The 19,896-nt window shown below is 65.1% G+C and carries 16 protein-coding genes; 12 read left to right on the top strand and 4 right to left on the bottom strand.

All coding sequences use genetic code 11. The annotated features are described in order from the left end of the window. Nucleotides 1-114: 114 nt before the first annotated feature. The 3 genes from AC07N6_RS16010 to AC07N6_RS16000 form a co-directional block, all read right to left on the bottom strand. The gene (locus AC07N6_RS16010; RefSeq protein ID WP_494782820.1) at nt 115-972 is read right to left on the bottom strand and encodes a ferritin family protein; all 858 of its coding nucleotides are present in this window, start codon (nt 970-972) and stop codon (nt 115-117) included. Nucleotides 973-1,109: 137 nt separating this feature from the next. After that, entirely contained in the window at nt 1,110-2,003 is an 894-nt protein-coding gene (locus AC07N6_RS16005; RefSeq protein ID WP_494782821.1) for a PhaM family polyhydroxyalkanoate granule multifunctional regulatory protein, read from the bottom strand. Between the two features lie 56 nt (nt 2,004-2,059). Then, nucleotides 2,060-3,382 (bottom strand): branched-chain amino acid ABC transporter substrate-binding protein, encoded by a 1,323-nt coding sequence (locus tag AC07N6_RS16000; RefSeq protein WP_494782822.1) that lies wholly within the window; start codon nt 3,380-3,382, stop codon nt 2,060-2,062. A gap of 157 nt (nt 3,383-3,539) precedes the next feature. On the opposite strand from AC07N6_RS16000, the gene AC07N6_RS15995 reads away from it, so the two are divergent. From AC07N6_RS15995 to AC07N6_RS15980, 4 genes are all read left to right on the top strand, one after another. Next, on the top strand, nt 3,540-4,667 hold the full coding sequence (locus tag AC07N6_RS15995; RefSeq protein WP_494782823.1) for a DUF3108 domain-containing protein: 1,128 nt from the start codon (nt 3,540-3,542) through the stop codon (nt 4,665-4,667). A gap of 229 nt (nt 4,668-4,896) precedes the next feature. After that, on the top strand, nt 4,897-5,670 hold the full coding sequence (locus tag AC07N6_RS15990; RefSeq protein WP_494782824.1) for a DUF3108 domain-containing protein: 774 nt from the start codon (nt 4,897-4,899) through the stop codon (nt 5,668-5,670). Nucleotides 5,671-5,762: 92 nt separating this feature from the next. Continuing rightward, nucleotides 5,763-6,509, top strand: coding sequence for a 7-cyano-7-deazaguanine synthase QueC (queC, locus tag AC07N6_RS15985; protein ID WP_494782825.1), 747 nt, complete (start codon nt 5,763-5,765; stop codon nt 6,507-6,509). A 12-nt stretch (nt 6,510-6,521) separates the two neighbouring features. Further along, nucleotides 6,522-7,709: a serine hydrolase domain-containing protein gene (locus tag AC07N6_RS15980; RefSeq protein ID WP_494782826.1), complete on the top strand. Its 1,188-nt coding sequence runs from the start codon at nt 6,522-6,524 to the stop codon at nt 7,707-7,709. 89 nt (nt 7,710-7,798) lie between these two features. Here AC07N6_RS15980 and AC07N6_RS15975 read toward each other — a convergent pair whose 3' ends face one another. Then, complete coding sequence (locus AC07N6_RS15975; RefSeq protein WP_494782827.1) at nt 7,799-10,204, bottom strand: penicillin-binding protein 1A; 2,406 nt, start codon at nt 10,202-10,204, stop codon at nt 7,799-7,801. A gap of 624 nt (nt 10,205-10,828) precedes the next feature. On the opposite strand from AC07N6_RS15975, the gene pilM reads away from it, so the two are divergent. The 8 genes from pilM (at nt 10,829) to AC07N6_RS15935 (ending at nt 19,857) form a co-directional block, all read left to right on the top strand. Beyond that, nucleotides 10,829-11,692, top strand: a complete 864-nt coding sequence (gene pilM / locus AC07N6_RS15970; RefSeq protein ID WP_494782828.1) for a pilus assembly protein PilM — start codon at nt 10,829-10,831, stop codon at nt 11,690-11,692. After that, a complete protein-coding gene (locus AC07N6_RS15965; protein ID WP_494782829.1) occupies nt 11,689-12,285 on the top strand; it encodes a pilus assembly protein in 597 nt (198 codons plus the stop codon). The genes pilM and AC07N6_RS15965 overlap by 4 nt, the downstream gene beginning before the upstream one ends. Then, complete coding sequence (locus AC07N6_RS15960) at nt 12,282-12,884, top strand: hypothetical protein (RefSeq protein WP_494782830.1); 603 nt, start codon at nt 12,282-12,284, stop codon at nt 12,882-12,884. Before AC07N6_RS15965 ends, AC07N6_RS15960 begins: the two co-directional genes overlap by 4 nt. Continuing rightward, nucleotides 12,881-13,468 (top strand): pilus assembly protein PilP, encoded by a 588-nt coding sequence (locus AC07N6_RS15955; protein WP_494782831.1) that lies wholly within the window; start codon nt 12,881-12,883, stop codon nt 13,466-13,468. Before AC07N6_RS15960 ends, AC07N6_RS15955 begins: the two co-directional genes overlap by 4 nt. Nucleotides 13,469-13,476: 8 nt before the next feature. Next, the gene (locus AC07N6_RS15950) at nt 13,477-15,552 is read left to right on the top strand and encodes a type IV pilus secretin PilQ (protein WP_494782832.1); all 2,076 of its coding nucleotides are present in this window, start codon (nt 13,477-13,479) and stop codon (nt 15,550-15,552) included. 114 nt (nt 15,553-15,666) lie between these two features. Beyond that, nucleotides 15,667-17,457 (top strand): bifunctional shikimate kinase/3-dehydroquinate synthase AroKB, encoded by a 1,791-nt coding sequence (gene aroKB / locus AC07N6_RS15945; RefSeq protein ID WP_494782833.1) that lies wholly within the window; start codon nt 15,667-15,669, stop codon nt 17,455-17,457. A gap of 1 nt (nt 17,458) precedes the next feature. Then, complete coding sequence (locus tag AC07N6_RS15940; protein ID WP_494782834.1) at nt 17,459-18,616, top strand: deoxyguanosinetriphosphate triphosphohydrolase; 1,158 nt, start codon at nt 17,459-17,461, stop codon at nt 18,614-18,616. Between the two features lie 128 nt (nt 18,617-18,744). Next, nucleotides 18,745-19,857 (top strand): ABC transporter substrate-binding protein, encoded by a 1,113-nt coding sequence (locus AC07N6_RS15935; RefSeq protein ID WP_494786266.1) that lies wholly within the window; start codon nt 18,745-18,747, stop codon nt 19,855-19,857. Nucleotides 19,858-19,896 lie beyond the last annotated feature (39 nt).

Genomic DNA, 19,896 nt, shown 5'->3' with positions numbered 1-19,896 from the left:
GCAACAAATGCGCGGCTTTTGATTTTACTGCCTGGGGAGGCGCCCGTGTGCGGCACTATGCGTTTGCCACCGCGTCAGGGCCGCCCCTTTACTTTACGTTGCGCTGCCCGGTGTTCAGGCCGCGACGACGGCTTCACCCGGCATCAGGCGCTGGGAGACTTCCTTGCGGTAGCGATTGAGCTCCTGCACCGTCCCGAAAGTGCGCTCGAACAGCAGCGACATGTTGTGCAGGATACGGTCGACCACCTTCTTTTCCCATTCGGTGTCGAACTTGATCTGGTTGTCCAGCCAACGCTCCAGCCACTCCGGATCCGGCAGGCGGCTTTGCACCGTGTCGTTGGGGAACAGCGCCTGGTTGACGTGCAGGTTGGTCGGGTGCAGCGGCTTTTCGGTGCGGCGCGCCGACGCCATCAGCACGCCGATCTTGGCGAAGGCGGCGCGGGCCTTGTCGCCCACTTCGTTGAGCGCCTTCTTCATATAGCGCAGGTAGGCGCCGCCGTGGCGCGCCTCGTCCTGGCTGATGATCTTGTAGATCTGCTTGATGACCGGCTCGGTGTGCCAGTCGGCGGCACAGCGGTACCAGTGGTTCAGGCGGATTTCGCCGCAGAAGTGCATCATCAGGGTTTCCAGCGGCGGCGCGGGATCGAACTCGAAGCGCACGTTGTGCAGCTCCTCTTCGGTCGGCGCCAGCTCCGGGCGGAAGCGGCGCAGGTATTCCATCAGCACCAGCGAATGCTTCTGTTCCTCAAAGAACCATACCGACATGAATGCCGAAAAATCGCTGTCGCCGCGGTTATCGCGCAGGAACATCTCGGTCGCCGGCAGCGCGGACCATTCCGTGATCGCATTCATGCGAATGGTCTGGGCCTGCTCGTCGGTGAGCAGCGAAGCGTCGAACTTGTCCCAGGGGATATCCTTATCCATGTTCCAGCGGACCTGCTCGAGCGATTTGAACAATTCAGGGTACAGCATCTGTGGTTTGCCTATATGCGTTAAGTGTTTGATTTTAACAAAGTTTTTCCCTATCCCATACTAAAACCGTCAGGTTTCAGGAATATGACAACCTTCACCAACCCGGCTTGGCGTACCGGGTTTTGAAGCAGGTGGAATCAGGGGGAAGTTGGCTTGCGGGAGGCTGGCTTCTTGTTTTGCCGGGATTGTACAACACCCGCCTTGGCCGGCGTGCTCGTATTTGCCGGACTTTTGGGCACTTTCTTGGCTGCCGGCCTGTCCGCCCCGGGCTTTTCGGCCTGCTTCACCGGCGCCGCCCTCTTGGCGGCAGGCTTGGGCCTGGCTTTGGGCGCGGGCTTGGCCGCCGGCCGCGTTGTCTTATTTTCGCTACGTTTGGCGGTTTTGCCTGTTTTGGCCGCCTTCCTGGCATCGGCGGGTGTTACCGGCTTGAGCAAAGGTTCCTGTTCAGCCTGCGCGCCGGCCATGGCATTCCCCACGGCATGCTTGAACTGCTCCTGCAACACGTTCCACCAGGCATTCGGATTGCCAATCGCCGACGGGAAATCGGGCTCCCGTCCTGGCTCCGGCTCCTGCTCGCCGCGCTGCGGTTGCGCCTGGTTTTCCGTCCCGGCCGGCGCCGGTTCCGGTTCCTGTTCCGCCCCCTGCTCTGCCTCGTCCCGGGCCGCGTTGGCGGGCATGCCGCCCGACCACATCGGGAAACCGAACGGGAATGGCGGCGCGCCTTCGCGCTCTTCGGCCGGAGCCTGCTCCGGATCGGCCCCGCGCGAGGCCATGATGGCGCCCATGGCCTGCAGCGTCGACAAGGTCGCGCTTTGCACTTCCATCGTCTGGATGGTGGCCTTGAGCATGTTGAGGTTGAGCTCCAGCCAGGAGGCCACAGTCTTGAGGTCGGCAATCTTCTTGTTGATATCGTCGACCGACAGCGAAGGCGCGGCCATCGATGGCGCCCCCATGCTGCCCCATATCTGCTTCATGAATTCGATCGTATCGGCCACCGAACCTGCGCCCGGCATCTTTTCCTGATTCAGCATTGAATACTCCTGTGGAGATTGAAGCCGCATGAAGGCGCGGCCGGATACCGACGGCATCAGCGCGGCGGGCGCTGCATCTTGCACGAAGTGGGCAACACGGTCTGCTCGGCCGGAATGAAGCGTTCGGTGCGGAAACCGTAGCCGCTGCCCTCGTTGTCGAAGCGGATCCCGCCGCTGTCGGCGCGCTGCATCAGCATCAGGTACAACGGCTGGATCAATTGATGGTCGGCCGCGCGCATGGTGGCATCGTGGAACGCGCTTTGATAATGCGCGCCTTCCAGCGCATATGCAACCGCCTTGGGATCGGCGCTTTTGGCTTTTTCAATGGCCTTGGCCAGCATCTCGATCATGACCTGCATGCGCAGGTACATGTAATCATCCTTGGCCTGCGGATAGCGCTTGCGAAACTCCTGATAAAAGACGTCGCTGGGCGAATCGGCCGCGCCGGTGCCGGCGTTCGGATGCCATTCGGCCACCGCACGCACCGTGCCCACGCCAGCGTCTCCAATGGCCGCGGGCGCGCCCAGGCTGTTGGCGTAGAAGGTATAGAACTTGGCCTTGAAGCCGGCATCCCTGGCAGCCTTCACCAGCAGCGTCAGGTCGTTGCCCCAGTTGCCGGTGATCACCGCGTCGGCGCCGGCGTTCTTCATCTTGGCGATGTACGGCGCGAAGTCCTTGATCTTGCCGATCGGATGCAACTCGTCGCCGACGATGGCGATATCGGGCCGCTTGGCCGCCAGTTGCTCGCGCGCGGCCTTGGCCACCTGGCGGCCGAAGCTGTAGTCCTGCCCGATGAGGTAGACGCGGCTGGTCTTGGCGTCAGCCTTGATGGCCTCGGTCAGCGCCTGCATGCGCATGTCCGCGCTGGCGTCGAAGCGGAAATGCCAGAAGCTGCATTTCTCATTGGTGAGCGCCGGATCGACCGCCGAGTAATTCAGGAACAGCACGCGGTTGCCCGGTTCGCGCTGGTTATGCTTGTTGACCGCATCGATCAGCGCGGCGGCCACGGCCGAGCTGTTGCCTTCGATCAGAAAGGGAATGCGCTGGTCGGTCAATTGACGGAACTGCACCAGCGAATCCTCCACCCCCAGCTTGTTATCGAACGTGGACAATTGCAGCGGATGCTTGCCGTCCGGCAGGGTGACGCCGCCGCGCGCGTTGATGCGGTCGATGGCATAACTGATGTTGCGCACCACCGCCTCACCGGCGTTGGCGAAGGGGCCCGACAAACCGTCGATCATGCCGATGCGGATGGGAGCGGCAAGTGTGGCAGGAGCCGCAGGCGCGGCGGCCTGCGCAGCCGCATGCAAGACCAGCGCGGCGGCAGCAGCGACGGCACACAGCAATGGATGGAACTTCAGTCGCACGATTTCCCTCATCGATATCCGGTAGAAAGTCGCGGGGCGCACAGGCCGCGCGCCATGCCGGCACGCAGCCTCCCCCACGGAGAAGCCGCATTGTACGTTGTTTGAAATTGCCCCCGGAATTGCTCCGGCCACGACGACGAAGCCGGCACGATCCGATACACTTGGGACCATGACAGAAGTTTCCCGCCATCCCAAGCGCTGGCCACGCGCGCTGGCGCTGGTGGCGCTCTCCCTTGCATTGCACCTGCTGCTGGTGGACTGGGGCAAGCGCCACCTGATCGCGCCTGCGGCGCCGGACGAGCAGCGCGCCATTTCGGTCTTGCTGCGGCCGGTGCCGCCGCCGCAACAGCCGGTCTCGCTGCCGCTGGCCAAGCCGCCCGCCGCCAAAAACGCGCCGCCGAAAAAGGCCGTCGCCCCGCGCCGGGCGCCGCCTGTCGCGGAATCGATCGAGCCGCCCGACGAACCCATCCGCGAAACGGTAGTCGTCGTCAGCGCGCAACCGGCGCCGGAAAGCGCCGCGCCCCCATCTGGCGCAACCGACGGCGCCGGCGCGGAAGAGGCCGCCGCTGCCGGCAAGGACAGCAAGGACGAAAGCGCCCAAACGCAGGCAGCGGCAGAACCGTCCGCCGCCGGCACCCACTACGACACCGACCCGCCTCCCACGGCGCGCCTGGAATACGACGTCCAGGCCACCTATAACCAGATGCCCGTGCACGGCTCCGGCACGCTGGACTGGAAAACCGATGGCAAGACCTACCGGCTGGACGGCAAGGCCGAGGACTTCCTCTTCACCTTCCTCAATTTCTCCAGCAATGGCGAGATCGACGCCTTCGGCGTGTCGCCCGAGCTGTACACCGAAAAGCGCATGCGCAGATCGGCCACCAACACGCATTTCAACCGCGAACGCAATGTCATCAGTTTCTCGGCCTCGACCGAAAACTATCCGCGCAACGGCGGCGAACAGGACCGCGCCAGCCTGGTCTGGCAATTGGCGGCCATCGGCCGCGGCGATGCCGGCAAGTACCAGCCCGGCGCGGTGATCGACCTGTTCGTGGCCGGCGCGCGCGACGCCGAAGTCTGGCGCATCCAGGTACTGGGCGAAGAAGACCTCAAGCTCCCCATCGGCGAACTGCGCGCCTGGCACGTGGTGCGCATGCCCAAGCCGGGCTCCTACGACCAGCGCATCGATATCTGGCTGGCGCCGCTGCACGGCTGGTATCCGGTGCGCCTGCGCTATACCGATCCGCGCCAGAATGGCGATTATCTGGACATGTTGCTGGAGAAGCTGAAGCAGTGACGCCGCACCTTGGGGATGCAGCAAGCGGCAAGCCCTGTCAAAATCGGAAACAATTGAGAACAATTCTCCATCCATGCGGCAGAACCGCGCCCTCGGGTGCATGTCTGTCCAGGAGGGCCGGGACACCGTACCGCTTGAAAGCGGCACATCCGCCTCAACCTGTACCGGCATCGCCAAGCCGTCCGGCAATGCCCATACCATCAACAGAGACCAACACGAAGAGCTCGCCATGACCCACCTCCGCACTTCCCGCTTCGGCGCCCCCCTTCTCGCAACCGCCCTGGCGGCCCTGCTCGCCGTGCCGCTGGCGCACGCCGCCGATGGCCCGCATCCGGTCGAAAAACGTGCCTTCAACCTGCCGCCCTCGGCCGAGCTGGCTTATTCGATCCAGGCCAGGCAAAGCGGCCTGGACATCAAAGGCCAGGGCCTGGTGAAATGGACGAATAACAAGACCTCCTACAGCGCCGCCACCGAAACGCGCGCGATGCTGCTGGGCAAGATCCTGGAAACCAGCAGCGAAGGCGCGGTCGATGCCTACGGCCTGGCGCCGGAGCGCTTCGTCGAAAAACGCCTGCGCCGCGATCCGTCGACCACCACCTTCAATCGCGAGCAGAACAAGATCACCTTCACCCAATCCTCCGACACCTTCCCGCTGCAAGGCGGCGAACAGGACCGCACCGGCATCACCTGGCAACTGGTTTCGGTGGCCCGCGCCAACCCGGCCAAGATGACGCCGAACTCGGAATGGAAGTTCTTCGTGGCCGGCCCGCGCGACGCCGAACAATGGACCTTCAAGGTCGTGGGCCGCGAAAAGATCCGAACCGCCCAGGGCGAAACCACCGCGGTCCACATCCTGCGCGCCCCGCCGCCGGACGACCAGGGCCAGAAACTCGACATCTGGCTGGCGCCCTCGATGGAGTGGTATCCGGTGCGCCTGAAATTCACCGACCCGGATGGCGACTATATCGAGCAGACGCTGGATTCGCTCAAGAAAACCAACTAAGCTAGCAAGCAATCCCAGCGCGGGGCCTGAGCCGGCATCGATGCCGGCTCAGGCCCCGCGCCGTTACATCCTCATCTTCGCAGGCAGGCAACATGTCCGATATTTCTCACGACGCGGTCGCCCCGACCGTCAAGACCCAAAGCGCGCTGGTGCTGTTTTCCGGCGGCCAGGATTCCACCACTTGCCTGGCCTGGGCGCTCGCGCGCTACCAGCGCGTGGAAACCATCGGCTTCGACTACGGCCAGCGCCACGCCATCGAACTGAGCGTGCGCCCGGCGCTGCTGGAAAAGATGAAAGGCTTCTCGCCCGAATGGCAGGCGCGCCTGGGCCAAGACCACATGATCGACCTGTCGCTGATCGGCTCGATTTCGGATACCGCCTTGACGCGCGACGTCGAAATCACCATGCAGGACAACGGCCTGCCCAATACCTTCGTGCCCGGACGCAACCTGCTGTTCATGACGGTGGCGGCCACCCTGGCCTACCGCCGCGGCCTGAACGTACTGGTGGGCGGCATGTGCGAAACCGATTTTTCGGGCTATCCCGACTGCCGCGACGACACCATGAAGGCGCTGCAAGTGGCGCTCAACCTGGGCATGGCCACGCAACTGAAAGTGGAAACCCCGCTGATGTGGATCGACAAGGCCGAGACCTGGGAACTGGCCCGCACGCTGGGCGGCGCGGCACTGGTCGAACTGGTGCGCGCCGACACGCACACCTGCTACCTGGGCGAGCGCGGCGCGTTGCACGACTGGGGCCACGGCTGCGGCAAATGCCCGGCCTGCGAACTGCGTGCGCGCGGCTATCGCCAGTACCTCGCCCGCCAGCAAGCGGCCTGATCCGGCCAGCATATGCCGATGACCAGGAAATCCAGGCTGCTGGCCGGCGCCGCCGTCGCCTTGCTGTTGCTGCTGGGCGGCGCCGAGATCGCGCGCCGCGCCGCCAACCTGCCCAGCCTGCCGGTGCTGGTGGACCTGCAACTGGACCTGACGCCGCGCAGCCAGACCTACAAGCTGTACGACGCCAACCCGATCCGCCGTTCCCGCCATCCGGCGCCGCTGCCGACCGCGCTGCGCCCGCTCGACCTCGCGCTGCCGTGGAAGGATGGCGGCACGCTGGATGTCACCGCCTTCCTCAAGACCACCCATACCCACGCCTTCCTGGTGGTGCAGGATGGCACGGTCGTGTTCGAACGCTACATCGACGGCTACGACGCCGCCTCGCGCTTCACCTCGTTCTCGGTCGCCAAATCCTTCGTCGCCACGCTGACCGGCGCCGCACTGGCCGAAGGCAAGCTGGCATCGCTGCAAGAGCCGATCGGCAATTACCTCAGCGCCGAGGAAATCGCACCGGCCTACGGCAACATCACGGTCGGCCAGTTGCTCGACATGCGCTCCGGCATCGATGTCGACGAACGCTACGGCGGCTCGCTCACCTCGCCGGTGGTGCGCATGTATGTCAGCACCGATCTCGGCAAATTCCTCGCCGGGCTCAACGGCCTGCGTTTCGCGCCGGGTTCGCGCTTCGAATACCGCAGCGTGGATACGCTGGTGCTGTCGCGCGTGCTGGCGCGCCTGACCGGCCAGAGCCTGTCAAGCTACGCGCAGCAGGCGCTGTGGGAACCGCTGGGCATGGAGCAGGACGCCAGCTGGAGCACCGACAGCCAGGCCCACGGCGTCGAAAAAGCCTTCTGCTGCATCAACACCAGCGCCCGCGACTTTGCCAAGCTGGGCCTGCTCTACCTGAATGCAGGGCGAGCCGGCGGCAGGCAGGTCGTCAGCGCCGCCTGGACCGAGGAACCGCGCCAGCCGGTCAACCGCGGCAATGCCCTCGACTACCGCGACGGCTGGTGGATCCCGCCCGGCAACGAAGCCGACCGCGACTTTTCCGCCATCGGCGTATTCGGCCAATACCTCTACGTCAACCCCGCCACCCGCACCGTGATCGTCAAACTGAGCGACCATGGCGTGGAACAGGACGAAGTGCTGACCTTGCTGGCCATGCGCAGGATTTCCCATGCCGTTGCCGGCCAGGATTAAGCACCGTTAACAAAAAAACAAAACGCCGCCCGCTATTACGGCGGGCGGCGTTCACATTTCAGCCAGTCTTCAGCCAGTCGGCCGATACGTCAGAACAATTCGTTCTTCATCTGCGTCTTGGCCTTTTCTTCTTCCGGCGACAGCGCCGGGCGGTCGCCCATGCCCAGGTCGCGCACCATGGCGGCCGGCGGATACTCGGCATAGTAGTACTCGCCGCCGGACTCGATGATGCCGTCCGGCACCTTGCGGTCCACGTTGGGCACATCCTTCAATACCTTGGACATATAGCTGATCCACACCGGCAAGGCCAGGCCGCCGCCGGTTTCGCGGTCGCCCAGGCTCTTGGGCTGGTCGTAGCCGATCCAGGCGATGGCCGCCAGGTTGGGCTGGTAGCCGGCGAACCAGGCGTCCATCGAGTCGTTGGTGGTGCCGGTCTTGCCGGCCAGGTCGGTGCGCTTCAAGGACAGGGCCTTGACCGCGGTGCCGTGGCGCACCACGTCGCGCAGCATGCTGTCCATGATGAAGGCATTGCGCGCATCGATGACGCGGTTGGACTCATCGTCAGCCGTGGCCGGCTTGCCCTGCGACAGCACGTTGCCGTTGTTGTCGGTGACCTTGGTGATCAGGTAGGGATTGATCTTGTAGCCGCCGTTGGCGAACACCGAATACGCCCCCACCATCTGCAACGGCGTCACGTTGCCGGCGCCCAGCGCCAGGGTCAGGTACGGCGGGTTCTTGTCGGCGTCGAAACCGAAGCGGGTGATGTATTCCTGCGCATACTTCACGCCGACGCGCTCCAGGATACGGATCGAGACCAGGTTGATCGACTTCTGCAGCGCGCGGCGCATCGAGATCGGGCCTTCGAACTTGCCGCCGTAGTTCTTCGGCTGCCACACCTGGCCGCCGGTCTGGGTGAAGGTCAGCGGCGCATCGTTGATGATGGTGGCCGGCGACAAGCCCTTTTCCAGCGACGAGGAATAGATGAACGGCTTGAACGACGAGCCCGGCTGGCGCCATGCCTGGGTCACGTGGTTGAACTTGTTGCGGTTGAAGTCGAAGCCGCCCACCAGCGCACGGATCGCGCCGTCCTGCGGATTGACCGAGACGAAGGCCGATTCGACTTCCGGCATCTGCGTGATGATCCAGTTCTTGCCGTCCTGGAACACGCGGATGATGGCGCCGCGGCGGATCTTCTTTTGCGGCGGCGCCTTGTCCGACAGCAGGTTGGCGCCGAAGCCCAGGCCGGAACCCGAAATGGTGATTTCCTCGCCGGTGGCCAGCACCGCGGTGATTTCCTTGGGCTTGGCCTCCAGCACGACGGCCGAGATCATGTCGTCGCTGTCGGGATGGTCGGCCAGCTCCACTTCGATGGCATCTTCCACTGCCTCCTTGGAAGCGCCTTCAGGCAACTCCATGTAGCCTTCCGGACCGCGGTAGCCGTGGCGCCGCTCGTAGTCGATGATGCCGCGGCGCAGGGCGATGTAGGCGGCGTCCTGGTCGGTCTTGGTGATGGTGGTGAACACGTTCAGGCCGCGCGTATACGTCTCTTCCTTGTACTGGGCATAGACCAGTTGGCGCGCCATTTCGGCCACATATTCGGCGTGCATGCCGAAGGCCGAGCTGTCGCCCTTGACGCGCAGTTCCTCATCCCGCGCCGCCAGGTATTGCGGCTCGGTGATATAGCCCAGCTGGCGCATGCGCAACAGGATGTATTGCTGGCGCGCGTGGGCGCGCTTGGGATTGACCACCGGGTTGTAGGCCGACGGCGCCTTGGGCAGGCCGGCCAGCATCGCCGCTTCGGCGATGGTGATGTCCTTGAGTTGCTTGCCGAAATAAATCTGGGCGGCCGAGGCGAAACCGTAGGCGCGCTGGCCCAGATAGATCTGGTTCATGTAGACCTCGAGGATCTGGTCCTTGGTCAGGTTGTTCTCGATCTTCCAGGCCAGCGGAATCTCATAGAAGAATTTGCGCGTGGCCTTCTGCAGGAAGGTCGGTTCGTTGCTGGTCAGGAAGAAATTGCGGGCCACCTGCTGGGTGATGGTGGAAGCGCCGCCGCCGCCGCCCGAGAGGTTGGAGAAGGTGGCGCGCACGATGCCCTGGTAGTCGACCCCGCCGTGCTCATAGAAGCGGTCGTCCTCGATGGCCAGCACGGCCTTCTTCATGATGTCGGGGATGTCCTTGAAATGCACCAGGTTGCGGCGCTCTTCGCCGAACTCGCCGATCAGCACGCCGTCGGCCGAGAAAATGCGCAGCGGGATCTTGGGACGGTAGTCGGTCAGGGTGTCGAGGTCGGGCAGCTTGGGATAGGTCAGGGCGACGATGAAGGTCACGCCCAGCACGGCCATCGCCACCACGCCGAGGATGATGCCGAAGAGGCCGAGAATGAAGCGGACAGACCAGTGCAGGCGCTTGCGCGGCGCTTTGTCCTTGCCCGCCTGCGGCTTGCCAGCCGGAGTCGGGTTCGGTTTTTCGCCAGCGTTTGGAGGTAAAGACATTCGAAATTAACTAGATAAATGCGAGATAAGAACCTGTTTACGATCCCGTCCGGGGTCGCTCAAATACCCTTTCAGGCGGTCTACGGCGTTGCAAAGCCTCGCCGGGCCACCGGCCCGGCTACGTTTTGCGCCTTGCAGCCCATCCTGAAATAGCATTCGATCAACTCCCGGCGAGATCATAAACAGGTTCTAAGCGAGTCAAATCGGGCCGTAGCCGGATCAAAGAGACAAGGACGCATTATAGCGGCTCGCCACTGCGACCCAAGCGGCCGGGCCCGGGCGAGCGCCAGCCGCGGAAGGCAAGCAGAGCGCCAAAGCTGCCGCAAGAAAGGATTAGCCCCGATCTGTGTCCAATTCGCATCAATTTCATGCAATCGCCGGACAATTATCCGGTACCGGCAAATGACCCGGTGTTGCAAATAGACCAAACCCCTTTGACTCGATCGGCCGCCGCGGTTCCCGCCGGGCGCGGATTCATTTGCGCGGCATTCTCAAGTTTCGTCTATTGCCGGCCAGATGCGGCCTGCCGAACAATCAGCGGCTCAATCGAAACGCATCCGAACTGGGTATTTCCGCGTGGCATTTTCACTGGCATTGAAGAGATCGCGAATCGGCACACATGGCATGTGCGCCGGACTGGACATCGGCGCCGACCGCATCCGGCTGGCCGTGCTGCGCCGGCGGCGCGACAGGCTGCGGCTGGAACTGCTGGCCGAACATGCCTTCGGCCAGGCCATCTGCAACGATGGCCTGATCGGCGACTTCGAGCTGCTGGCGCATGGCTGCCGCCGCTTGTTGCGGCAACACATGATCGATGCCGGCCCGGTGGCCATGGCGATCCCGGCGGCAGCGCTCACATTGACGCGGCTGACCTTGCCCGCCTCCTCCAACGAACTGGAACGGCTGGCGCAAGTCCACGCCGAGGTGGCGGCCCACTGGCGGCAATCGCTGGATGAGTTGGCGCTCGATTATCGTGTGCTCGGCCCGGCGCCGGCCTCCCCCGCCGATGTGCAGGTACTGGCCGCCACGGCGCCGGCCATGCTGGTGGAAGACCGGCTGGCCCTGGCCGAAGCGCTGGGCCTGCAAGCGCGCGCGGTGGTGGCCGACGGCTGGAGCCTGGCGGCATTCCTGCGTGGCGGCGCCGCCGCGGCCGTCTTGCATCTGGATGCCGCCTCGGCCTGGCTGTCGCCGCAGGCGCAACGCTGGCAAGCGCTCGCATGGCGTTGCGGCGACGCGCCCATCACCGCCCTGCTGGAAGAGCTGGCGCCGCTGCTGCGGCCGCCGCCGCAACGACTGCTGCTCAGCGGCGATGCCACCGACCTGGGCCCGGTTGCCGCGGCGCTGCGCAAATACGCCGGCATCCCCGCTGCCGTGGCCGCGATTCCTCCCGACATCCTGATAGCGGATCATGTGACGGCCGCCATCGCGCCGCGCCAGCTGCCTGCATTCCATTGCGCCGTGGCGCTGGCAAGCGAAGGGCTCATGTGAGCAAGTGCCAGGCTTCCCCGAACTTCGCCCTGACCCTGGCCCAGCGCCGCCGGGCGCGCGAACGCTCGTTTTATCGTTGGCTGGCATTGGCGGCCTTGCTGGGCGTCTTGCCGGTACTGGCGCTGGCGTTGCGCATCGATGCCCAAACCAACGATATCGGCATGGCCAATCGCTTGCTGGCCGACGAATTGCACACCCTGCAGCCGCAACTGGATCAACTGGCGTCAAGCCAGGCCCGCATCGCGGACATGCAAGCCCGGCTGGCGGCGCTCAACGGCCAAGCCGCCCTGCGCGCGCAAGCCGCAACGCTGCTGCGCGCCGCCTCCGCTGCCGCGCTGCCGGAAATCAGGCTGCACCGCATCGCCCTGCAGCCGCGCGCCGGAGAGCTGAACGGCCAGGCGGCAGAGATCCGCGATATCCAGGCCTACGTCAATGCCCTGCTGCATGCCGGCCTGGAAGGCGTCGCCATCCAGGACTTGCGGGCCACCGACAAGAACGCCGGCGGCGGGCGCTATGACTTCAGCTTGTCGCTACCCTTGCCGCGACCGCAGTGGCGCGACGAGGCGCCGGCCGATGCCGGCGCACCGCAATGAAACCCCAGTCCGCACTGCTGGCGCATCCCGCGCATTGGCCGCCCGCGGCGCGCGCCATCCTGCTGCTGGCCGTGGCGCTGGCGTGCGCCGCGGCCGGGCTTGTCCTGTATGCGCAAGAGCGCAGCGCACTGCGCCAGGCCGCGGAAAATCTCCGCCACAGCCTGCAATCGCGCCTGGCCAGCGCATTGGTAAAAGTAGCGGAACTGCCCGCGCTGCGTTCACAGGAAGGCCGGCTCGACATGCAATTACTGGCCGCGCAAGACCAGCTATGGCCGCAGGACAGCCATTCCGGCGCCGGCCTGTTGCAGCTCAAGCTGGCGCGCCGCGCGCAAGAATGCGGCCTGGAGATGGAATCGTTCAAGCCGCTGGCATCGGCCCCTCCGGCCGGCCAGCCGGCACCCCATGCCGAGATCAAGCTCAGCGGCGAGTACGCCGGCCTGCTGCGGTTCGTGGAACTGGTCACCCAGCCGCCGCTGCCGGTGCGGGTCGAGTCGATGGAGCTTGCCCTCCACACCGCCCGCGAAGGCGGCCAGACCTTGCTGATGCAAGCCGTCCTTGGCGCCGCGCTGCGCGATGCCGACGCCCCTCCTCAAAGATGACAGCGCCATTCGTTTCCCGCCATCCGGCCCGCCGCTTGCCGATGTATTTATTGGCGGCCGCGCTGCTGGCCGGTTGCGGCGCCGCGGATCAAACCGAGGCCGCCCGCGCCTGGATCGCCCAGGCCAAACGCGAAGCCGGCTCTCGCGTGCCGGCGCCGGCACACGCCCAAGCGGAACACAGCGACGCTACCGCCATGACCCTGACGGATACGCCAACCGACCCATTCGGCATGGCGCAACGGCGAGCCGCACATCGGCAGGCCAGCGCACGCAACGGCGCCGACATGCAGCAAGCCGGGCCGGCCGGAAAATCCGCGCCGCGCATCCGGGTACTGGGCACGCTGGTGCAGGAAACCTCCGCCTATGCCGTGCTGCAGGTAGACGGCCGCAGTTTGCGCGTGCGCGTCGGCGACGAACTCCCCGCGGGAGTGGGGCGTGTCGTGCGCATCGATGAGCAATCGGTGCAAGTGGCCAACCGGGGCGCGACGCGCATACTGGCGGTGGGCAGCGGCGCTACGCAAGAAATGGCGTCCGATGTAGAGCCGGCGCGCCAGCCAGGACAAGCCCATTGGGTGCGGCCATGAGCCGGCGCATGATGCCGATGCTCGGCTGCCTGTGCAGCTTGCTGGGCTGCCTGCTCCTGTCTTTTCCGTCGGCTGCGGCAGACCTCTCCGGCACGGCAGAAAACCGGCTGGAATCGATCAGCGTGAAACAGGAAGACGATGCCGCCATCGTCGAACTGGATTTCGCGCATCCGCCCGCGCCGCTTCAGGTGGGCGAATTCTCGACCGTCAATCCGCCGCGCCTGGTGCTTGATTTCCCCCGCACCGCCAGTGCCGGCGACATCAAGCGACGCATGCGCGGCGTGGGCCTCATGCAGCAGGCCATCCTCGCCGCCGACGGCCAACGCCTGCGCCTGCTGCTGGAGCTCAAACAAAGCGCGGCACACCAACTGCACTACGACGGGCGGCGGCTGCGCATCGTGCTGCGCGAACGGCTGGCCACCCCGGAACGGGACGAGCACGCGCAACCCTTGCTGGCCGGCATCGACTTTCGCCGCGGGCCGGCCGGCGCAGGGCAAATCGCACTGGAACTGCCATCGGCGCACACCACGGTCAATGTTCGCCAGTCAGGCCAGCAGATCGTCGCCGATATCCCCGGCGTCACGTTGCCCGTCGCGCTGCAGCGGCGCCTCGATGTCGGCGACTTCGCCACGCCGGTGGCGCGTTACAGCGCCATGCGCCATGCCGGCGGCACGCGGCTGATCATCGAAGCGCATGGGCTATGGCGCTACGACGCCTATCAGCGCGGCCGCCGGCTGTTGATCGAGGTGCAGCCGGCGGCGCCGCAGCCGCAGCGGCCGGCCGCCGAGCGCAATTACCAGGGCGACACACTGTCGATGAACTTCCAGGACATCGACGTGCGCTCGGCGCTGCAAGTGCTGGCCGACTTCACCGGGCTCAACATCATCGCCAGCGATGCCGTCGGCGGCCAGCTCAGCCTGCGGCTCAAGGATGTCCCCTGGGACCAGGCGCTGGACATCATCATGCAGGCGCGCGGCCTGGGCATGCGGCGCAACGGCAACATCGTCTGGATCGCGCCGCGCGAGGAAATGCTGGCGCGCGAAAAACAGGAACTGGAACAACAAGCCATGATCGCCGACCTCGAACCGCTGCATGCCGAGGTGTTCCAGCTCAACTACCAGCGCGCCGACACCTTCCGCCGCGCGTTCGGCATCGGCGAGGACGGTGCGGCGCTGGCCGAACGCCGCAACGGGCTGCTCTCGCGGCGCGGCAGCGCAGTGGTCGATGCCCGCACCAACCAGTTGTTCGTCACCGACACCATGGCCGTGCTGGCCAATATCCGCAAGCTGCTCGAGCGTATCGACGTGGCCGCGCGCCAGGTGCTGATCGAGGCGCGCATCGTCGAGGCCGACGACAGTTTCGGACGCAACCTCGGCGTCAAGCTGGGCCTGTCGGCCAGGACCAAGGGCGCGGCCATCGGCAATTCCTACGGCGATGCGGTCGAGCTCAGCGGCCAGGCGCCGCCGGCGCCCGACGCCTTCGCCCGGGAGCCCGCCGTCAATCTCCCGGCCCAGCCTATCGGCGGCTCGCCGCCGGGCAGCTTTGCCTTCACGCTGTTCAACGCGGCCGCGCACCGCTTCCTCAACATCGAACTGTCGGCGCTGGAATCCGAAGGGCGCGGCAAGATCGTTTCCAGCCCGCGCGTGGTCACCGCCGACCAGCAAACCGCGCTGATCGAACAGGGCGAGGAAATTCCTTACCAGCAATCCACCAGCAGCGGCGCGACCGCCACCGCCTTCAAGAAAGCCAACCTGAAGCTGGAAGTAACGCCCCAGATCACGCCGGACGGCAATGTAATCCTGAACGTGGATGTCAACAAGGACAGCCGCGGCACCGCCACCCCCGGCGGCCTGGCGATCAACACTAAGCATGTGAAGACCCAGGTCGAGGTGGAAGATGGCGGTACCGTGGTGATCGGCGGCATTTACACCCAGACCGAACACCAGCGCGAAGCCAAGGTGCCGCTGCTGGGCGACATCCCGGTGCTGGGCCGCCTGTTCAAGCACAGCGCCCGGGTGCAGGACAAGACCGAGCTGCTGATCTTCCTGACGCCGCGCGTGGTGGCGGCGCAGCACCGCCATTGATGCGCATTTTTCCCCGGCGGGCGGCCAAGGACGGTAAAATCGGCGTTTTGGCCGAAAAACCGCGCAACGGCAATACCGCCGCCGCTTTCCGGCCTGCTGCGCAGAATTTTCGATATGACAGGAAGCATCTTTCTTGTCGGCCTGATGGGAGCCGGCAAGACCACCATAGGCCGCGCCCTGGCCAAGAAGCTGAACAAGCGCTTCGTCGATTCGGACCACGAAATCGAAGCGCGCACCGGCGCATCGATCCCGGTCATCTTCGAGATCGAGGGCGAAGAGAGCTTCCGCCGTCGCGAAGCCGAAGTCATCCGTGACCTCTGCGCGCAATCCGATATCGTGCTGGCCACCGGCGGCGGCGCCGTCCTGCGCGCCGAAAACCGCGAGAACCTCAAGCGCGGCGGCACCGTGATCTACCTGCGCGCCAGCATCAGCCAGATTCTCCAGCGCACCGGCCGCGACAAGAACCGCCCGCTGCTGCAGACCGCCGACCCGCGCCGCAAGCTGGAAGAACTGTCCCGCCAGCGCGAGCCGCTGTACCGCGAAGTGGCGGATTTCGTCGTCGAAACCAACCGCCCCAATGTGCAGTTCCTGGTGCAGACCATCATGAGCCACCTGGAGCTTTCGCCCAAGCAGGCCGAGGCGGATGCCTTCGCCGGCGGCGCCGTGACCATCGAACGCGCCAGCGCGACGCTGGTCGCAAGTGAAGGCCACGTTGTCTTTGCCGCCTCCGCCACCTCCTCGACCACCACCTTCACCGGCGCCGCCAGCGCCGGCCACCACCAGAACACACGCAGCATGAGCCAAGCCGATACCCCCGCCGCCCCGATCACCCTCGAAGTCGACCTGGGCGAACGCAGCTATCCCATCCTCATCGGCCGCGGCCTGCTGGATGACCCGTCCCTGCTGCCGCAGTTCGTCAAGGGCAAGCGCGCCGCCATCGTCACCAACGACAAGGTCGGCCCGTTGTATCTGGAAAAGGTCAGTTCCGCCCTGCGCGCGGCCGGCAAGCAGGTCACCGAGATCGTGCTGCCCGACGGCGAAGGCGAGAAGAACTGGGCCAGCCTGATGAAGATCTTCGACGTGCTGCTGGCCGAGAAATGCGACCGCAAGACCACCCTGATCGCCTTGGGCGGCGGCGTGATCGGCGACCTGACCGGCTTCGCCGCGGCCTCCTACATGCGCGGCGTGCCGTTCGTGCAGGTGCCGACCACGCTGCTGTCGCAGGTGGACTCGTCGGTGGGCGGCAAGACCGGCATCAACCACCCGCTGGGCAAGAACATGATCGGCGCGTTCTACCAGCCGCAAGCGGTGATCGCCGACACCGCCACGCTGCACACGCTCCCCGCCCGCGAACTGGCCGCCGGCATCGCCGAGGTGATCAAGCACGGCGCCATCATCGACGCCCCCTTCTTCGACTGGATCGAGGCCAACATGGCCAGGCTGGTGGCCAAGGACGATGCCGCACTGGCCTACGCCATCCGGCGCTCCTGCGAGATCAAGGCCGACGTGGTACGCCAGGACGAACGCGAAGGCGGCCTGCGCGCCATCCTCAACTTCGGCCACACCTTCGGCCACGCCATCGAAAACGGCCTGGGCTACGGCCAATGGCTGCACGGCGAAGCGGTCGGCTGCGGCATGGTGATGGCGGCCGACCTGTCGCACCGCCTGGGCTACATCGACGCCGCCGCGCGCGAACGCATCCGCGCCGTGACGGCCGCCGCCGGCCTGCCGACGGTAGCGCCAAACCTGGGCGAGCAGCGCTGGCTGGAGCTGATGGAAGTCGACAAGAAAAACGAGGGCGGCCAGATCAAGTTCATCCTGGTCAAGCCGCTGGGCAGCCCGCTGATTACCAACGCGCCGCAGGAGTTGCTGATGCAAACCCTGGCGGCCTGCACCGGAGAGTGACATGAGTTTCGAAGCGCCGCCCCACCTGGCCCCCTACGCCGCCAATTCGGCAAATTCAAGGGGCCGGCGCTTCGATGAAACCCCTCCCGGTTCGCGCAGCCAATTCCAGCGCGACCGCGACCGCATCGTCCACTCCACCGCCTTTCGCCGCCTCGAATACAAGACCCAGGTCTTCGTCAACCACGAGGGCGACCTGTTCCGCACGCGCCTGACCCACAGCATCGAAGTGGCGCAGATCGCGCGCTCCTGCGCACGCAATCTCACACTCAACGAAGACCTGGTGGAAGCGATCTCGCTGGCCCACGACCTCGGCCACACGCCCTTCGGCCATGCCGGCCAGGATGAGCTCAACGATTGCATGAAGGAATACGGCGGCTTCGAACACAACCTGCAAAGCCTGCGCGTGGTAGATGAGCTGGAACAGCACTACGCCGCCTTCGACGGCCTGAACCTGACCTTCGAGACGCGCGAGGGCATCCTCAAGCACTGCTCGCTGCACAACGCGAAACAATTGGGCGACATCGGCCAGCGCTTCATCGACAAGAAGCAGCCTTCGCTGGAGGCGCAACTGGCCAACCTGGCCGACGAGATCGCCTACAACAACCACGACATCGACGACGGCCTGCGCTCCGGCCTGCTGGGCATGGCGCAGATGTGCGAGGTGGATTTCTTCGCGCGCCACCTGCGCGAAGTGGAGCAGGCCTACCCCGGCATTACCGGCCGCCGCGTGATCCACGAGACGGTGCGCCGCATGATCAACGCGCTCATCGTCGACCTGATCGACACCTCGCAGGCGCGCATCGCCGACGCGGCGCCGCGCGACATCGAGGACGTGCGCAACGCGCCGCGGCTGATCGCCTTTTCCGACGCCATGGCGGCCGAGGCCGCGATCCTGAAAAAATTCCTGCGCGAGAAGCTCTACCGCCACTACCAGGTCAACCGCATGACCGCCAAGGCGCGCCGCATCATCAGCGAGATGTTCCAGGCCTTCATCGGCCAGCCCAACCTGCTGCCGCCGGCCTACCAGGTCAAGGAGATCGCCGACGAGGCGCAGCGCCTGCACCGGCAGGCGCGCCAGGTGGCCGATTACATCGCCGGCATGACCGACCGCTACGCGATACGTGAACACCGGCGCCTGTTCCTGATGGAAGAGACATAATAAATAAAAAAAATACGAGATTTACTCTCTATTTTCATCACTGCGGCTGATGGCCGTTGCCCTCCTGTGCGGCGTTGCTAACATCAAAGATTCCAGGTAACTGCGCCCACAAGGAGATCCTCATGCGAATGCCTGCGCTATTGCTGATTGGCGTGCTGGCTCTTGCGTGCAGCCCGGTCGCCGGCGCCGGCAACGGCGACGACATCGTCATCGGCCAGTCCGCCGACCTGAGTGGCCAACATGCCCACATCACCCGGCAGTTCCTCACCGGCGCCAATGCCTACTTCGCGCAGGTCAACGGCAACGGCGGCATCCATGGGCGCCAGATCAGGCTGGTCACAATGGATGACCGGAGCGATCACGTCACGGCAGTCCAAAACACGCGGCAGCTGCTGCAAGACGACAAGGCGCTGGCGCTGTTCGGTTATGTCGGCTGGCAAACCAGCAGCGCCGTGCTTTCCATCGTCAATGAAAACGGCGCCCCATTTTTCGCGCCGCTCACCGGCGCCAGCATCGTCTACAACGCGCTCAATCGCCATGTATTCACTATCCGCGCCAGTTACGCCGACGAATACACCTACCTGTTCTCGCATTTTTCCAGGATCGGGCTGAAACGCCTGGCCATCTTTACCGACCATCCCAGCGTGCCAAGCGGCGCCCTCGTGCAAACCATGATCGACGCCGCCGGGGCCGAGCTGGTGGCGTCCGTCAGCGCGGTCGGCCCGGGCATGGATGAAATGGCCGACCACCTCCTGCGCGCACGGCCGGACATCATCCTGGTCATGAGCAGTTCGCCGGCGCTCAATGTTCCCTTGATCGAGATCTTGCGCGCCAAGGGCTATCGCGGTTATTTCTACGCTGCGTCACTCGTCTACAGCACCCTGGACAACGCCCAGCGCCAGACGATGGCCGGGATGGTGGTCTCGCAGGCCATGCCCTTCCCATGGAAGAAAACCGTCCCCATCGTGCGCCAATACCAGCAGGCGATGCGCCAGGCCCGCGTCAGCGAGTTCGGCTATCTGGAACTGGAAGGATTCATCGCCGCCAAGGTGCTGGCCGAAGGCATCAGGCGCGCCGGCCCCGCCCCGACGCGGGACAAGCTGATTGCCGCCCTGAAAAGCATCAATGAAGAGAACTACGACGGCCTCGGATACCGGATCAATTTTTCCGAATCCAACCATCATGGCTCCAGCTATGTCGACCTCACCACCGTCACCAGGGCAGGCACTTTCGCCCATTAGGGCGCCAATCGCCGGCTTGCGGGACAAATCGAAGACATT

Source organism: Herbaspirillum sp. GW821-FHT09A12 (genome assembly GCF_059418325.1).
This window is presented reverse-complemented; position numbering and strand designations above follow the sequence as displayed.